This window comes from Pinibacter aurantiacus (assembly GCF_019130065.1).
GTDB classification, from domain to species: Bacteria; Bacteroidota; Bacteroidia; order Chitinophagales; family Chitinophagaceae; genus Pinibacter; species Pinibacter aurantiacus.
The window spans coordinates 172,254-188,531 of record NZ_JAHSPG010000014.1 but is presented as its reverse complement, the minus strand read 5'-3'; the positions used below and the strand labels follow the sequence as shown (position 1 = coordinate 188,531).

Annotated in this window: 12 protein-coding genes; 7 read left to right on the top strand and 5 right to left on the bottom strand. The window is 41.6% G+C overall.

The genetic code is table 11. The features are described 5' to 3' along the window. The first annotated feature begins 53 nt into the window (after positions 1–53). From KTO63_RS18325 to KTO63_RS18315, 3 genes are all read left to right on the top strand, one after another. The gene (locus KTO63_RS18325) at positions 54–1,499 is read left to right on the top strand and encodes a circularly permuted type 2 ATP-grasp protein (protein ID WP_217793030.1); all 1,446 of its coding nucleotides are present in this window, start codon (positions 54–56) and stop codon (positions 1,497–1,499) included. A gap of 132 nt (positions 1,500–1,631) precedes the next feature. Next, positions 1,632–2,564, top strand: coding sequence for an alpha-E domain-containing protein (locus KTO63_RS18320; protein ID WP_217793028.1), 933 nt, complete (start codon positions 1,632–1,634; stop codon positions 2,562–2,564). Between the two features lie 32 nt (positions 2,565–2,596). Next, entirely contained in the window at positions 2,597–3,568 is a 972-nt protein-coding gene (locus tag KTO63_RS18315) for a transglutaminase family protein (protein WP_217793026.1), read from the top strand. Between the two features lie 97 nt (positions 3,569–3,665). Here the strand turns inward: KTO63_RS18315 and KTO63_RS18310 are convergent, their stop codons facing one another. After that, a complete protein-coding gene (locus tag KTO63_RS18310; protein WP_217793023.1) occupies positions 3,666–4,268 on the bottom strand; it encodes a trimeric intracellular cation channel family protein in 603 nt (200 codons plus the stop codon). Between the two features lie 157 nt (positions 4,269–4,425). Here KTO63_RS18310 and KTO63_RS18305 point away from each other — a divergent pair, with 157 nt between their 5' ends. The 3 genes from KTO63_RS18305 to KTO63_RS18295 all read left to right on the top strand — a co-directional run bounded on the left by KTO63_RS18305 (position 4,426) and on the right by KTO63_RS18295 (position 7,634). Continuing rightward, on the top strand, positions 4,426–5,205 hold the full coding sequence (locus KTO63_RS18305; protein WP_217793021.1) for an enoyl-CoA hydratase/isomerase family protein: 780 nt from the start codon (positions 4,426–4,428) through the stop codon (positions 5,203–5,205). A gap of 247 nt (positions 5,206–5,452) precedes the next feature. Beyond that, positions 5,453–6,850 (top strand): class II fumarate hydratase, encoded by a 1,398-nt coding sequence (gene fumC / locus KTO63_RS18300; protein ID WP_217793019.1) that lies wholly within the window; start codon positions 5,453–5,455, stop codon positions 6,848–6,850. A 226-nt stretch (positions 6,851–7,076) separates the two neighbouring features. Further along, positions 7,077–7,634, top strand: coding sequence for a hypothetical protein (locus KTO63_RS18295; RefSeq protein ID WP_217793017.1), 558 nt, complete (start codon positions 7,077–7,079; stop codon positions 7,632–7,634). A 112-nt stretch (positions 7,635–7,746) separates the two neighbouring features. Here KTO63_RS18295 and KTO63_RS18290 read toward each other — a convergent pair whose 3' ends face one another. Continuing rightward, positions 7,747–9,519 (bottom strand): PQQ-dependent sugar dehydrogenase, encoded by a 1,773-nt coding sequence (locus tag KTO63_RS18290; protein ID WP_217793015.1) that lies wholly within the window; start codon positions 9,517–9,519, stop codon positions 7,747–7,749. A gap of 227 nt (positions 9,520–9,746) precedes the next feature. On the opposite strand from KTO63_RS18290, the gene KTO63_RS18285 reads away from it, so the two are divergent. Continuing rightward, positions 9,747–12,020 (top strand): T9SS type A sorting domain-containing protein, encoded by a 2,274-nt coding sequence (locus KTO63_RS18285; protein ID WP_217793013.1) that lies wholly within the window; start codon positions 9,747–9,749, stop codon positions 12,018–12,020. 157 nt (positions 12,021–12,177) lie between these two features. Here the strand turns inward: KTO63_RS18285 and KTO63_RS18280 are convergent, their stop codons facing one another. The 3 genes from KTO63_RS18280 to KTO63_RS18270 all read right to left on the bottom strand — a co-directional run bounded on the left by KTO63_RS18280 (position 12,178) and on the right by KTO63_RS18270 (position 16,238). Continuing rightward, on the bottom strand, positions 12,178–14,022 hold the full coding sequence (locus KTO63_RS18280) for a tetratricopeptide repeat-containing sensor histidine kinase (protein ID WP_217793011.1): 1,845 nt from the start codon (positions 14,020–14,022) through the stop codon (positions 12,178–12,180). 16 nt (positions 14,023–14,038) lie between these two features. Then, complete coding sequence (locus tag KTO63_RS18275) at positions 14,039–14,680, bottom strand: response regulator (protein ID WP_217793009.1); 642 nt, start codon at positions 14,678–14,680, stop codon at positions 14,039–14,041. 379 nt (positions 14,681–15,059) lie between these two features. Continuing rightward, the gene (locus KTO63_RS18270; RefSeq protein ID WP_217793007.1) at positions 15,060–16,238 is read right to left on the bottom strand and encodes an acetyl-CoA C-acyltransferase; all 1,179 of its coding nucleotides are present in this window, start codon (positions 16,236–16,238) and stop codon (positions 15,060–15,062) included. Between the last annotated feature and the right edge of the window lie 40 nt (positions 16,239–16,278).

The window sequence follows — 16,278 nt, the reverse complement described above, 5'->3', positions numbered from 1 at the left end:
CTAGGCTAAATATTTTGATATTTTTTCAAAGTATTTCCTATATTTAATTAACTATGACAGAAAACACTTTACTCCAATCTTACAGCGATCAGCCAGGCGTTTGGGATGAAATGTTTAGCCAGGAAGGTGTACGCGACCACTATAAAAACTTCGTGGGCGCCATCCAGGATCTTTCGTCCGATGAGATGACCCATAAAGATGAAATGGCCAAGAAACTTTTCATGAGCCAGGGAATCACCTTTACGGTTTACAACAGCGGCGAGGGCATAGAAAAAATATTTCCCTTTGATATCATTCCGAGAATTATCATGGGCGATGAGTGGCAAAAAATTGAAGCCGGAATAAAGCAGAGGCTTAAAGCACTCAACGTTTTCCTGAAAGATATTTACCATCACCAGTTCATCATAAAAGATGGTATCGTTCCGGCCAAGCTCATTTATTCGTCTCCGAATTTTTTGCGGGAAATGACAAACGTGAATGTGCCGTTCGACATTTACACACACATCGCCGGTGTCGATCTCATCCGCGATTACGATGGAGAGTTTTATGTGCTGGAAGATAATTTGCGGACGCCATCCGGTGTATCGTATATGCTCGAAAATCGCAGCATTACGTACCGCATCTTTCCAGATCTTTTGCCAAAGAATAATATAAAGCCAGTCAGGCATTATCCGGACTTGCTGCTAAAAAATCTGCTGGCACTCGCCAACAGGCAAAACAGCGATCCTACCGTTGTGTTGCTTTCACCAGGCATTTACAACTCTGCATATTTTGAACATACAACGTTGGCAAGGCTCATGGGTATTGAACTTGTGGAAGGTCGTGATCTTGTGGTAGACAACCATCACGTGTACATGAAAACCACCAAAGGCCTGCAGCAGGTGGATGTGATCTATCGCCGCGTGGACGACGATTTTATTGATCCGCTCGTTTTCCGGCCAGATAGCATATTGGGTGTTCCCGGTATTTACTGGGCATACCGAAAAGGAAATGTTGCCATTGTAAATGCAATGGGCAATGGGGTTGCAGATGATAAGGCTGTGTATGCGCATGTGCCCGACATGATCCGTTATTACCTGAACGAAGAACCTATTTTGAAAACAGTTCCGACCTATCAGCTGGCATCGCCGGAAAATCAGAAGCTTGTTTTTGAAAACATGGATAAAATGGTGATCAAGCGCACTAATGAATCCGGTGGTTATGGCATGTTGATCGGCAATGCAGCTACAGAGCAGGAAATGGAAAATTTCAGAAGAGCCATCGAAGCGGATCCGCGCAGTTTTATTGCGCAGCCAATTATCAGTTTGTCTTCCACGCCGTGTTATATCAATGGTGTGCTGCAACCGAGAAGAGTGGATCTGCGACCATTTGCTTTGTATGGCCCGGATGGAATTGACATAGTGCCGGGCGGCCTCACTCGTGTGGCTCTGCGCGAAGGTTCATTGGTGGTAAATTCTTCACAAGGTGGTGGCAGTAAAGACACATGGGTCGTAGCTTAGGAGCACTTACAATAAATAAATATCACACACTTCAGATACAACGAATTGCTTGCCTGCGAAAAGGTACAGGCCGTCCTGTTAACATGAGTTAAGCATCATTATTATTTTTTACTAAACACTAAACAGGAAAGTATGTTAAGCCGGGTAGCAGATACAATCTATTGGATGGCCCGTTACATGGAGCGAACCAACGGCATGTTGCGCATTCTGCGCACAAGCTACATTTCATCGCAGGAAGAGATCCTTCACTTTAGCTGGCGCTCTGTTTTGAATACTTACAGTGTTTTACATGCAAATGAAATTGACGACATCGATAGAGATTCGTCAAAGGTATTGGAGCACATTTTACTCGACCGGAACAATGTTTCTTCGGTGATCAACAACATCATTAGATCGCGGGAATGTGCAAGAGCTGTACAGGATCACATCACAAAGGAAATGTGGCAATGCCTTAATGATTACTACCATGTCATACGCAATTCAAACATGCAATTGCAGGTAAGAGTGGGTGATCCTGTAACGGTGCTGGATGATTTGATCGAGCACAGTTTTTCTTACAATGGAACCGTTGATATTACGATGCCTCGGGGTGAAGGATTCAATTACCTGAACATCGGCAAAATGTTAGAGAGAGCGTTTCTCTCCGCCGATATCCTAAGCATCAAGTTGCAGGAACTAAACTACGAACTGAAGATGCCAATGGAAGCGCACCTGCGATCATTGCTGCATTCTCTTTCAGGCTATGAGTTGTACTACAAAATTTACCGCGGCACATTTACCCCGGATAATGTGTTGCAAATGATTTTGTACAATACCAATTACCCGCATTCGATCTTATACTGTTTGCAGCAAGTGTCGAATTATTTTGAACGGCTGAATGCCGAGAGTTTGCCTGAAAGCTACAGCCGGTTAGAGTTTCTTATAGGAAAAGCAATGAACAACGTAAAGTATAGCAACATTCGCGCAGCAAGCGTTGATGAGCTGCAGCGTTTTATTTATCAAACACGATCCGAACTGGTAGAGGTTGCCAATTCATTCAATCAATTTTATTTCGGCAACACGTAAACAACATTGTCTGACATTTTAAAAAGAGAACAATGCCATCTTATTCCATCAAGCACATTACGCGCTATTCATACGCTTCTACGGTAATTGATTGCACCAACCAGATTATGCTGTACCCGGTAAACGATCAATTGCAGGAAGTGAAAAAGCATGACCTCAAAATTTCTTATAAACCAGCAATCGAGTTGTTTACCGATTATTTCAACAACCAGGTGGGCGTGTTCTCTATCATTCGTCCGCACACAGAACTTACGATATTTTCAACCATAGACGTAATTACACATCCAGTGCTGTTGCCCGCAGATGACACGCCCGCAAACATGCAGTGGGAGAATCTTTCATTTCTCAGCGAGCAATTTCCTTACATGGATTTTTTAAAGATTGATGCTTTTAAATGTTACAGGGATATATGTGATGCAGTTACTCAAATTGTAAATGAAAAGCAGCCGCCGTTTTACAATGCACAGGCGCTCTCCGCGTTTGTCTACAATAATTTTGAATACAAAAAGGGTGTTACAAACATAGAAACGGAAATTGATGATGTGTGGAAATTGAAAGCAGGCGTGTGCCAGGATTTTGCCCACTTGCTTTTACTTATGCTTCGCATGATCAACATTCCGGCGCGTTATGTAAGCGGCTACATCTGTCCTAAAAATCACGAGTTGCGCGGCGAAGGCGCTACGCACGCCTGGGTGGAAGCTTATATTCCTTTTTACGGATGGATAGGTCTTGATCCTACCAACAATTGTGTTGTTAGCGATCGTCATGTGCGTCTTGCCATCGGAAGAAATTTTGGAGATTGCACACCTGTGAAAGGTACGTACAAAGGCTCTTCCGATCACCGCCTTGAGGTTTCTGTAAGTATAGAAAACGGCTTATCAAAAATCGCTGTAAATAATAACAATGTCATCGAAATGCCAATGGTCGTTTCTTATCAATCACACAATCCTGCAATGCCGGAGAATAGTTACAGGAGGTTCCAGGAAATGCAGCAACAGCAGTGAGGTTAGTTGAGAATTGAGAGTTGAGAGTTGAGAGTTGAAAATACGTTATGATGTAATAATAGAAAGCAACTCTCCATTCTCAACTCTCAACTCTCAACTAGATCTCCGGCAGCTCCACTCTCTTCCACTTCGAGATAATTCTCGTGAGCACCACAATAACTACACACAAAACCAGGTTAATATTTTGCTCGAAGCCTGCTTTGCGCAACAGTACATACACAACGCCGCCGATGGCGCAGGCCGTAGCATAGAGTTCGCCACGTTTAAATAAATTGGGAACGGCATTGCAGAGTACATCAGCCAGCAGCCCTCCAAAGGACGCCGTGATAACACCCATCACCACTGCATACATTTCATTTATGCCAAGTAAAATACTTTTTTCTATTCCTGCAGCGGTAAATAAACCAAGGCCAATAGCGTCTGTAATGAATATGGTTCTTTTGAAGCGCTCATAATTGAGCTTGAAAATAAACGTGATCAATGTGGCAGAAAAAACAAGACCCAATGCCAGGTAATCGTTCACCCAGTTTACGGGACGTACGCCAATTAACAGATCGCGCAAAGTTCCTCCACCATAGGCCGTTACAAAGGCCAATACGCATGCTCCGAAAATATCCATCTGGTAGGTTCTCGCTTTGAATGCACCGGTGCCCGCAAACACAAATATCCCGGTATAAGTAATTAAACTAAGTAAATTCATGAGAGCAAAATAATTCGATGTTGTTGTATGCTATAACGCTGATAAGGGTTTACCCTTCGACAAGTTCAGGGTGACAGTAAGTTCGTGCTCTCATCCTGAGCTTGTCGAAGGGCGAATCCTTATAAGTGTCTATCTTAGGCAAATAATTTACTAAGGTATGAATTATCAAACATTGCTTACATCGGTTGAAAATGAAACACTTGTTATTACCATCAACAGGCCGGATAAACTCAATGCGCTGAATAAAACGGTAATTGAAGAGCTGTCCTCTGCAGTTGACGAAGTGTATAATAACAGTGCCATTAAATCGGCCATCATCACCGGTTCTGGTCCAAAATCATTTGTGGCTGGTGCCGACATCAGCGAATTTTTACAATTGGACCCTTCACAGGGCGAAGAACTTGCACGCAAAGGACAACAATCCGTTTTCGATAAAATAGAAAATTCTCCAAAACCAATTGTAGCAGCAGTGAACGGTTTCGCTTTGGGCGGTGGTTGCGAACTGGCGCTTTCCTGTCATTTTATTATTGCCAGCGAGAATGCAAAGTTTGGCCAACCCGAGGTAAACCTGGGATTGATCCCGGGATATGGTGGAACACAACGGCTGGTGCAAGTTGTAGGCAAGGGCAGGGCAATGCAGTTGTTAATGACGGGCGAAATGATCTCGGCAGAACAAGCCGCACAATACGGTATCGCCAACAATATTGTTAAACAGGAAGATTTGCTAAACACTGTAAAATCAATTTTACAGGTTATCCATGCAAAAGCACCATTAGCCGTTGCAAAAGTGATCGAGTGCGTCAACAATTTCGACCACACGCAGCAGGGCTACGATTTCGAAATCAAGAAATTCGGCGAATGCTTTGCCACTGAAGACTTGAAAGAAGGGGCTGGGGCTTTCCTTGAGAAGAGAAAACCTGAGTTTACAGGCCGATAGGCCGTTAGAACGCAGATTCTCATGATTCTCATGATAATCATGATCTGAAAGGGCAAAGTCTCTTCTTAAAATTAAATGGATAAAAAATCCTAACAAATCATGACAATCATGAAAATCTGCCTGCCCGACTAAAGTCATTCTGGCGGGCGTTCTGTCTTCCAGCCGCACCAAATGAATTTTCAAATTTTCAAATTTTCAAATTAGCACATTGTTTACCTTTACGCCGCTAAAATTAAAAACTATCAATATGGGTTACCGCATAGAAAAAGATACCATGGGCGAGGTAAAAGTGCCTGTGGACGCGTATTATGGTGCACAAACGCAACGCAGTATAGAAAACTTCAAAATTGCACAGGACATCAATCGCATGCCGAAAGAGATCATCCGTGCATTTGCATACCTGAAAAAGGCTGCAGCCATCACCAACTTTGAAGCAGGCGTTTTGCCAAAAGAAAAAAGTGACATGATCGGTAAAGTGTGCGATGAAATACAGGAAGGAAAGCTGGATGACTATTTCCCTCTGGTAGTTTGGCAAACCGGTAGCGGTACGCAGAGCAACATGAACGTAAACGAAGTCGTTGCTTATCGCGGTCACGTGTTGAACGGCGGTAAACTGGAAGACAAAGAAAAATTCCTTCATCCGAACGATGATGTAAACAAATCTCAATCTTCGAACGATACTTTCCCAACAGCGATGCACATTGCAGCATATAAGATGTTGTTGGATGTAACAATTCCGGGGGTTGAAAAATTGCGTGACACACTTGCAGAAAAAAGCAAGGCTTACATGCACGTGGTGAAAATAGGTCGTACACACTTCATGGACGCTACACCATTAACAGTAGGACAGGAGTTCAGCGGATATGTTTCTCAATTGAACCACGGATTAAAAGCGATCAAAAATACATTGGCGCATTTGTCAGAATTGGCACTTGGTGGAACTGCTGTTGGTACAGGTATCAACACGCCTCCAAACTACTCTGAGAATGTGGCGAAACATATTGCTGCATTAACAGGCTTGCCTTTTGTTACTGCAGAAAATAAATTCGAATCTCTCGCTGCTCACGATGCAATCGTAGAAGCGCATGGTGCGTTGAAAACAGTTGCCGTTAGTTTGATGAAAATTGCGAACGACGTGCGCATGTTATCAAGTGGCCCTCGCAGCGGTATTGGTGAATTGTTCATTCCGGATAATGAGCCGGGTTCATCTATTATGCCTGGCAAAGTAAACCCAACACAATGTGAGGCGTTAACAATGATTGCTGCACAGGTATTGGGTAACGATGTTACCATCAACATTGGCGGTGCAACCGGGCACTTCGAATTGAACGTGTTCAAACCCGTAATGATTTATAACTTCCTGCACAGCGCAAGACTGATCGGTGAAGGTTGTGTGAGCTTCAACGATAAATGCGCAGTGGGTATCGAACCAATTGAAGCAAACATCAAGGCACACGTAGATAATTCTTTGATGCTTGTTACTGCTTTGAACACAAAGATCGGTTACTACAAAGCAGCCGAAATAGCACAGACAGCACACAAAGAAGGAACTACCTTGAAAGAAATGGCCGTGAAGCTTGGTTACGTTACTCCAGAGCAATTCGACGAGTGGGTAATACCTGCAAACATGGTAGGAAAGATATAAGAACAAGAATAGTTTTTTGCAAAAGCTCTGATGTTTCAGGGCTTTTTGCTTTTAGGAATAACCGAATAACTGAATGACTGAATAACTGAGTAGTTCACTTTCAATTTTGCATTACAACTATCAACCACTCAGTTATTCGGTTAATCAGTTATTCAGTTTATTATGATGTCCCACTTGCATACTGTCATTAGAACTATATCTTTGCCGAAATTTTAATCTACACTCGATGAAACTACTTACCCTGAAGCTAAGCGCTTTTGCATTTTTGTTTTTAACAGTTTGTTCTTCTTGCAACAAAGTAAAAGATCTGATCAGCATTAACGTTACGGCACAATCTGCAGATGTTGATTTCACCATTCAGCCAAGCAATGCTGGAAGCGGCGTTCTCTCTCAGTTCAATACTTCTTTGTACATTGACAGCCTTATCAAAGAGCAGGCAGGAAAAAGCTACGGCCTTATCAATATCAAATCTGTAAAGCTTGAGTCATGCGTGCTTACGATTACCAATTCGGATGATTTGAACTCCTTCGGAAATGTTTCGGCATGCAGCGCGGAAATGTCTTCCAACACAAACGCTACATTGGTTAGTATTGCAGCATTGACGAGCAATCCTGAAACAGTAGCGTCAACTTTAAATCTGCCGGTAAATACCACCCTTGATCTGAAACCTTATTTTAGTTCAACAAGTTTCTCCTATAAACTTTCCGGCACACTTCGTAAAGCAACTACCAAGGCGCTTACTTGCAAAGCAACCATCAAATACAAAATTGAAATTGGTTTGTAATACTTGCTTATTATAAAAAAGAAAAACCGGCTTGAATATTCAGCCGGTTTTCTTTTTGTGTAAATAACCAAAAACTAACGAATGCTTGACGCCGAAAACATATTTGAATTGCCTAATTAATCACTACTTTATCTGTTGTAACCAAAGCTCCGTAACCATTTGAAACTTTGAGGAAATACATTCCCGCAGCAACTTTGCTTACATCAAGTGTTATGTTATCCTGGGAGGTGGTTGTTTCTACAATTCGTCTGCCGTTCATATCAAATAACTGTATAAGCAAAGGTTTCTTAATGCCAGGCTTCGTTTGCACATTGAGGTAAGACGATGCAGGATTAGGATAGATCTTTGTAAAGCTTTCCTGGAAAGGCTTGAATGGGTCCGGATCTTTTTTTGGAAGCGTTGTGAGGTAAACCAGTCTTATAACTTTTCCCCCGCCAAGTGTTGTATTACTACTGCCCGAACCATCAAAACCGCCGGTAGGGCCGGATGTATTGCCGGTATTATCAGCAATAAAAAACAGCGTATCTCCCGTAGGTGCAATGGCGAGGTCCCTCATTCGATAGCCATGAAGATAAGGAAGTGTATCAACCAGGTTTGGGGTTATAGTGCTGTCAACAAAATCCCCGGCAGTCTTCAGTTTCAGGCGATACATTCCATATTTAAGTGAGGTTACAAGCAGAGAATTTTTCCATCCTGGAATAATGCCTGAACCATAGTAATCGATACTTGAAGGTGCCACGGTTTGCCATGTGTAAATGTTTGTTCCGTCTGCTTTAATGTTAGATGCGGCGGCATTAAACAATACAAACAAAGGCCTCGTGAGATCATGATTGACAGCAAAAGTGTCTTCCCTGTAATTGATGTTTTTATTCGCCAATTTGTTGTTGTTGGGATATGCATCCAGAGAGCTATAGTTGTTGTCCGGCATACCTGCAACCTTTGGCCAGCCATAGTTGTGGCCCATTTGAATATCATTCACTTCATCGTCAGATTTATCGCCGTGCTCTGAGCTGTATAGTTTATCGACACCGTTGACTTTGGCCCACACAAGCCCTTGTGCATTTCTATGACCGTAAGAGTAGATTGCAAGTCTGTTCCCCGAGCTTGGGCTCGCAAACGGATTATCATTCGGTATCCACTGATTGTATGGGTCGGTCACATCATCTGCATCTGAATCCGGCTCGCTGTTGAATCGTAAAACTTTTCCTTCATACACCGTTGTGTCCTGCGCGTTGTTGGTTCTTGATGCATTGTTGAATTGTCCTGCGCCCATGTCTCCAATTGTGTAGAAAACATAATAATTGGGTGCGGGGCCAATTGCAAGTCTTCCGGAGTTATGGTCATTGCTTCCCGGCAGGTTTGCAATTAAAGTGTCTGCTTTTGTGCTTAAAGATTTTGTTGCCGTGTTGTAAGTAAAACGAAGCACCATTGTTCTGTAGTAACACATGCCGGTGCCGCAACTGCTGTTGTTGGGTGTGCCGGTATTGGGCAAATAATCATACACCATTGCAACGTACACGTAAGGTTTTCCACTTAGTAATTGAGGATGAAGCGCCATGCCCATCAGGCCACCCTGCGGGCCAATGCCCACTGTTGAAGGGTTGTATTTTTTAAATGAATTCAGATCCTTAAGCGAGCGGTAGCCTCCATTTCCAGGATGCATTTTCGTGATAACGTAACCTTTGGTTTCTGTGATCCAAAGAGAGTCATCAGGTCCGTAAGTTATTTCCCAGGGATAGTTCATTTGATGAGGAAGAATGTCAAGCTTAAACTGTTGATCATTCCATGTTTCAGTGCTGGATTGGCCCAGGGCCGGTATTGCAAACACAACTGCAAGTATCTGCAATAATGATTTTATGATAAAACCACTTTTTAGTTTTTGCATGGGATCGGATTTTTATTGGCCATTAAAAATCTTCATTAAAAAATAACTGTTCCGTCATTTTTAATAAAGTTTCTAACGCAAAAAAAGCGTTTAATGGTATACGAAAGAAGAAAAAATGAGTTTATAGTAAAAATAGTTTCTGAACGGGTAGATTTACTATAGCTTCTTCTATTTTCTTGTTATATGTTTGAGGTAATATTTTAATCCACCTAGAAAAACTATTTACTATGAAAAAACCTCTACACAACGTTGTACGTTTCTTTCTACGTATTTGGTTGCTTATACTCTTTTTTATCGTTTATAATGCAGCTTATTCTCAAACCTTAGACTACGGTAAAACGTACGTCAATAAAACAAAAGGCGCTTCCGGCGGAACTATCGAGCCCGGAGATACACTTCAAATACGTACAACCATCGTCGTTAACTCTTCTCTTGGAACCATTGACAGTTGCGGCTTTTATGATACCATTCCTGTAGGCGCAAAATACCTTCCGGGTACACTGCGTATCCTGACGAACGAAGGAAAAATATGGAAGTCTTTTACCGACGCGCTTACAGATGATCCAGGTAAAATTGTAAGTAACCAGTTTATCACCATTAATATGGGATATACATCAACGTTAAAAACTGCAACAGCTTCGCGTCGTGGCCAAATGAAAAATACAGACAAGCCAACTTTGTGGGGAAGCACCTGTGTTATGGTTGCCTCTTATGAAATGGTTGTTACCGCTGCTTACGGAGCAACCGTAAATGTGGGCGGCGGAAAGTTTACCTACAAGTACAGCGGCTCTTTAAAGAATGTTTTTTTCGACTTAAATAATGCCGCTGTTTTTAAGAACACCGGTATTTGTGAAAACACAGTTGGCGGTAATGCGATAGGCATGGAGTACGGTGGTTCATTTGGAAGCGGAAAGCCCCGCAACCGTGGTGCATCTTCAGCTATTTCCGGAACGTACCAATTCCGCACATTTACAACAGGTACACCAAATGACTACTACTATGGTGTAGCAAATAATACAAGTACAGAAGCATACACAACAAGCAATGCCTGGGCGAAACCTGATAACACTACACCAACGACACACCGTGTATTTGGTGTATGGGATATTATAGGTGACCATACAGGAGCAGCTGATCCTTATGCAGGTAATAAAGCTGCAGATACAGTTGCCAACCCAAATGCAGGTTATATGATGGTGGTGAATGCGAGTTATAAAACAGACTATGCGTTTCAATACACTGTTACGAATCTGTGTCCTAATACTTACTATGAAATTTCATCCTGGTTGTATAACATTTGTTCAAAATGCGGTGCTGACTCTTTAGGTCGTGGTCCAAGCAATTCCGGATATATTCCTACAGGTCTGAAAGACTCATCTGGTGTGCATCCAAATCTTACTTATCAATTAAATGGTGTAGACTATTATACCACAGGAGATATTTCTTATTCAGGAAAATGGATCAAGAAAGCATTTACTTATTTAACGGGACCTAGCCAAACTTCGTTTACTCTTACCATTAGAAATAACGCACCGGGTGGTGGTGGTAACGACTGGGCAATTGATGATATATCTGTAGCAACCTGTACACCTAATCTGGACATGCAACCAACTGGAAATGCTAAAGTTTGCTACGGCAACCAGGTTGATCTTAGTTGCGTTGTGAGCAGTTATTTCCCTAACTATACATACTGGCAGTGGGAGAAGAGTGTTGACAAAGGAGGCACATGGGCAATTGATACTACCAACGTAGGAGTTGTGGAGAATGTTAATGGTAAGTATGAATATAGAATCGGGCACAAACCTTTCTTTGGTGATAGTACCTCTAACGGAAATATCTACAGGCTGAGGATCGCAACTTCGCCTGAGAATTTGTCGAATGAAAACTGTTCATTTGTTGCCAGCACCACTATCATGGTGTACGTTAACAATTGTAGTCATGTACTGCAAACATCTTTATTGAACTTTAATGGAGTATTGAGCAGTAAAAATATTGGACAGATAGTCTGGACATCGGGCACAGAAAGCGCTCAAACGAAATTTACCCTCGAAAAGAGTTTTGACAATATTCATTATTCGCCAATAGCGATCGTGAATGGAAAAGGCGTAAATGGATCAGGAGCCTCTTATAGTTTTACAGATCCAAATATTTTAGATCAACCTGCTTACTACAGGCTGAAAGTTCAGGATGGTGCACAGTTCAGCTATAGTAAATCAATTATCCTTAGCCCTGTTGGATTACATTTTGATGTGCAGTCTGTTTTGAATCCTTTCAACAACAGTATTTCCTTCAACGCTGTTTCTCCGCTTGACGGAACCATTAAAGTTTCTGTTTTTGATTACAACGGCAGGATCTTAAAAACAGAAGACGTTAAGGTGATCAAAGGATTAACAAACGTAACCATCAGCGACCTTAATAATCTGCCAAACGGTGTATATGCTTTGAGAGTAGAATACAAAAATCTCATGGTGATCAAGAGAGTTATTAAAGTTTCGAAGTAATTCTGTTAGTTGAAAATTGAAAGTTGAAAATTGAAAATGCAAAAGGTCGAACATATCTATAATGTTCGACCTTTTGCATTTTATAGACAGCAGAGAAGCTGGAACTTTCCCAAACGTCATTTTCAATTTTCAACTTTCAATTTTCAATTAATCTTAATTATTTCGCCAGCGCCACCGTAAACTCCGAGCCTACGCCAATTTTACTTTTGCATACTACACTGCCATTTAGTTCTTCGGCAAGTCGCTTTACAATGTATAAACCTAATCCTGTAGAAGGCTCTCCGTTTGTGGGTTTTGATGAAACGGTGCCATAGCGGGAAAACAGATGCATGATCTCTTTTTCTGAAATGCCAATGCCTTCATCTTTTACTGTAAGGAAAACAGAATTCTCGTCCTGGTCAACATTTACCCAAATGTTTTTTCCCGGCTGGCTATATTTCAGCGCATTGGAAACAAGATTTTCAAAAATTCTTTGCATGTAAGATTTGTCACAAAGAATATTGATATCCTGTCGATTGCTTTCAAAATGCAAGCTGATATTTTTCGTAGCCACAATGGGAGATATGTTGTCGATCTGATGTTTGATGAAGTCTGTAAGATCGAAAGATTCGAGCACTATTTTTTCACTTTGCAATCCAGCTTTTTCAACGATCAAAATGTTTTTGATCAGGAGTTCTCCTTTCTCAGCAGATTGATAGATCCTGTCGATCGCTTTTTTTTGATCTGCCGTCAGGTTGTTCTTGTCGCCTTCCAGCAACTGCGTCCATATTTTTATGCTGGAGAACGGTGTATTGAGATCATGAGAGACAATACTAATCAGTGAATTTTTTTCCTGGTTAAGTTCAGCAAGTTTTTCATTTTGCTTCATGATCGTAGCGTTCACTTTCTCCAGCTTTTTGTTGCTGCTTCTTTTTTCAAAAAATGCAAATGAAACCACGAGGATAACCAAACCCGCTGCCAATACAAGGTAGATGTATATTTTGTGTTTTAGTTTTTCAGCTACAATTTGAGTTTGCAGTAAGCTATTTTCATGTTCTCTTTCAATTGCATTGTATTTCTCCTGTAGCTCTGCAATGTTGTTGTTCGTTTGAGTATTTACAAGCGATGTGTCAAGCTGATACCATTTTTGCTGATATTCAAAAGCAAGCTGGAATTTTTTACTTTCTTTATAAAGCTTAGCGAGCACAGCATAGCTGCCTGCCTCTTTGTTTGTTGAGTTAAGTTCTTTTGCAAGGTCTAATGACTTTAACGCATACGCCTGTGCACTGTCAAATTTTTTCAGGCCAATGTATGTGTCGGCCAGATTGAGATAGTCACTCCATAAATCAGTGCGTTCGTGATTCAGTTCATGGTCATGTTTGTTCTTCTGGAAATAACCAATCGCTTTACTGAAGTTGTGTTTTTTTACATACACGTTTCCAATGTTGTTGTAAAGATTGGCAAGATCTATTTTCCCTTTGTAAGGCTCTGCAATTGTTCTTGCATTTTCCAGGTACACCAATGCGCTATCCGGTTTATTCAGCATGTTGTAAATGGCGCCAAGATTGATGTAGTTGGTTACGCGAGCATTAACGCCTCCGCTCGAGGGAAGGTCAAGAATCTGTAAATACATCTCCTTTGCTTTGCCCGGCTGATTGAGATACGCAGCATATACAGTAGCCAAATCGCTCAATGCACAGGAGATATACGACGGATTGTCAACCTTGCGGGAAGCAGCAAGAGATTGGAGATAATAGTTTACAGCATTTTCGTAATCGTTTTTAAATTCATAGTAAATGCCTTTGAGCCTTAACGCGAAAATTTGTCCATTCTTGTAATTTACCGTCTTTGAGCAGGAATCTATATAGTGGGAGTAATGGTAAAGAGAATCTGTTTTATCATCGCCCAGGTCGAGGCAATGGTCGTACAGGTTGCGGAGCGCAATGGTGTCGATCATTTTTTGCGCCCATAGATGCGTTGTGCAAAACAGCAGTAGTATTGTGGTAAGTGCTTTCAATTGCACAAAAAAACAGTGTGTTTTAGTCTATTAGCTTATTTTTAATAGCAAACTTTACAAGGCCCACCGTGTTGGTAACACCCAATTTTGAGATCAGATTTTTACGATGTGTTTCAATTGTGCTGATGCTTAAATAAAGTTTCTCCGCAATTTCTGCGTTACTATATTCTTTACAAACCAGTTTCAAAACTTCGATTTCCCGTTTGGAAAGAATGTCCTCAACCTTGGTATCGTCGATAGTAATAGTATGCCTGAAGTCGTCGTTTGAAAGAACATCAATATCCTTGCTGAAATGGGAACCACCATTGTGCACAACCGTAATGGCTTCAACCAGTTCGTTGATGGAAGCATTTTTTAAAATGTAGCCTTGCACTTTATGCTTTGTGAGTTTATGCACATAACGTGTCCCACGCATAAGCGTAAGATAAATCACTTTTTGATCTGGTTTGATTTCACGTATCTTCTTAAGCAGCAACTCTTCTTCAATATCAGGAAGATTTACATCGAGAAGTAGAATATCTACGTCAAGACCCGGAAGTTGATCCAATAAGCCCTGACCGTTTCTCGCAGAGCCCCTTATCTCAATACCCGGTTGCCTTACTAACAGCAGTGATAATCCCTCAAGGTACAGTTCATGGTCGTCTATAATGAACAAGCTAATCATTCAGGTTAGGGTTTAGGATATTTTAAATTGATGTTTATCCGTCGATGGATTGGATAAGGCTGCAAGTTATTCGTTGAGTAAAAATATAAAAGGGATTCGTAAAATGTAGGTTTATGCAAGAAAATATTTATAAGACGGTTTTGAGCAATAAGAGCTTTTAAGGGCAATTAATAATTAATAATGAATAATTAATAGGATGACATGCCTGACAAAAAAATGTTGTAGATCTGGTTTAAAGTCGGAGAGCCGCATCCTGTAAGGAATGCAGCTCTGTTAATTATTAATTATTCATTATTAATTACTTCCCGGTTCAACCAAATAAAAACCGGTCGCAACTGCGACCGGTCTGCTGTTTTCTCATGTGTTGAAATGCAATACCCTAATTTACATTTTCAATTATTCCGGCTATTCCCTGGCCACCGCCTACACAGGCTGTAACCATGCCGTACTTTTTATTAAGCCTCTTCATGTCATGTGTTATCTGAACTGTAAGCTTTGTGCCCGTACAACCCAGCGGATGTCCCAGTGCAATGGCTCCTCCGTTGATATTCACTATCTCAGGATTAAGGCCCGCTTCTCGTATTACTGCAATCGATTGTGAAGCAAATGCTTCATTCAATTCTACGAGATCAATTTGAGAAAGCGACATTCCTGTTTGCTTTAAAACCTTTGGTATTGCTGCAACAGGGCCTATTCCCATTATTCTCGGATGAACACCGGCACTCGCACAACCCACCAATCTTGCAATCGGTTTCAGTCCAAGTTGATTTACCATTTTTTCTCCCATTACTACTACAAAAGCCGCGCCATCACTGGTTTGTGAAGAATTGCCCGCTGTAACACTTCCCCCTGCTGCAAATGCAGGTTTCAGTTTGGCAAGCGCATCCATATTTGTATCGGCTCTTGGGCCTTCATCCGTATCCATCACATAGCTTTTAGTTTGCTTCTTGCCTTTGGCATCTACAAACACTTGCTCTACTGTAACGGGAAGGATACCGTTTTTGAAATGTCCGTTCTTAATTGCGTTAATAGCCTTTAAGTGACTGTTGTATGAAAATTCATCCTGCGCTTCGCGGGACACGTTGTACTCTTTTGCAACCGCTTCAGCGGTAAGGCCCATGCTCAAATAATAGTCTGGCTCGGTAGTAGCGATGCTATACGCCGGAACCGTTTTCCATCCTGCTGTTGGTACAAGGCTCATGCTTTCTGTACCACCGGCAATAATGCAATCTGCAAGTCCGCTCCTGATCTTGGCCGTTGCAATTGCAATAGTTTCAAGTCCGCTGGCGCAATAACGGTTCACCGTCATTCCCGGAACTTCGATGCCCAATGCTTTTGCCGCGATAATTCTGCCCACCTGCAAACCTTGTTCCGCTTCAGGAACAGCATTTCCCACAATTACATCATCCACAAGTTTGGCCTCAAGCTGAGGAACAGAGGCCATCAGCCCCTGGATCACATTTATTGCAAGATCATCCGGGCGATAAAAACGAAAGCCGCCGCGTTTTGATTTACCTACCGCCGTTCTAAATCCTGCCACTATATAAGCTTCTTGCATAATCGTAAGGTTTTAAAAAAATGGTTGTTTATGCAACTTT

What these genes read in the sequence shown, in the direction of transcription:
- KTO63_RS18325 (WP_217793030.1), top strand. Translation starts at nt 54, where the DNA reads ATGACAGAAAACACTTTACTCCAATCTTACAGCGATCAGCCAGGCGTT.
- KTO63_RS18290 (WP_217793015.1), bottom strand. Translation starts at nt 9,519, where the DNA reads ATGCAAAAACTAAAAAGTGGTTTTATCATAAAATCATTATTGCAGATA.
- KTO63_RS18295 (WP_217793017.1), top strand. Translation starts at nt 7,077, where the DNA reads ATGAAACTACTTACCCTGAAGCTAAGCGCTTTTGCATTTTTGTTTTTA.
- KTO63_RS18275 (WP_217793009.1), bottom strand. Translation starts at nt 14,680, where the DNA reads ATGATTAGCTTGTTCATTATAGACGACCATGAACTGTACCTTGAGGGA.
- KTO63_RS18285 (WP_217793013.1), top strand. Translation starts at nt 9,747, where the DNA reads ATGAAAAAACCTCTACACAACGTTGTACGTTTCTTTCTACGTATTTGG.
- KTO63_RS18320 (WP_217793028.1), top strand. Translation starts at nt 1,632, where the DNA reads ATGTTAAGCCGGGTAGCAGATACAATCTATTGGATGGCCCGTTACATG.
- KTO63_RS18310 (WP_217793023.1), bottom strand. Translation starts at nt 4,268, where the DNA reads ATGAATTTACTTAGTTTAATTACTTATACCGGGATATTTGTGTTTGCG.
- KTO63_RS18270 (WP_217793007.1), bottom strand. Translation starts at nt 16,238, where the DNA reads ATGCAAGAAGCTTATATAGTGGCAGGATTTAGAACGGCGGTAGGTAAA.
- KTO63_RS18305 (WP_217793021.1), top strand. Translation starts at nt 4,426, where the DNA reads ATGAATTATCAAACATTGCTTACATCGGTTGAAAATGAAACACTTGTT.
- KTO63_RS18315 (WP_217793026.1), top strand. Translation starts at nt 2,597, where the DNA reads ATGCCATCTTATTCCATCAAGCACATTACGCGCTATTCATACGCTTCT.
- fumC (WP_217793019.1), top strand. Translation starts at nt 5,453, where the DNA reads ATGGGTTACCGCATAGAAAAAGATACCATGGGCGAGGTAAAAGTGCCT.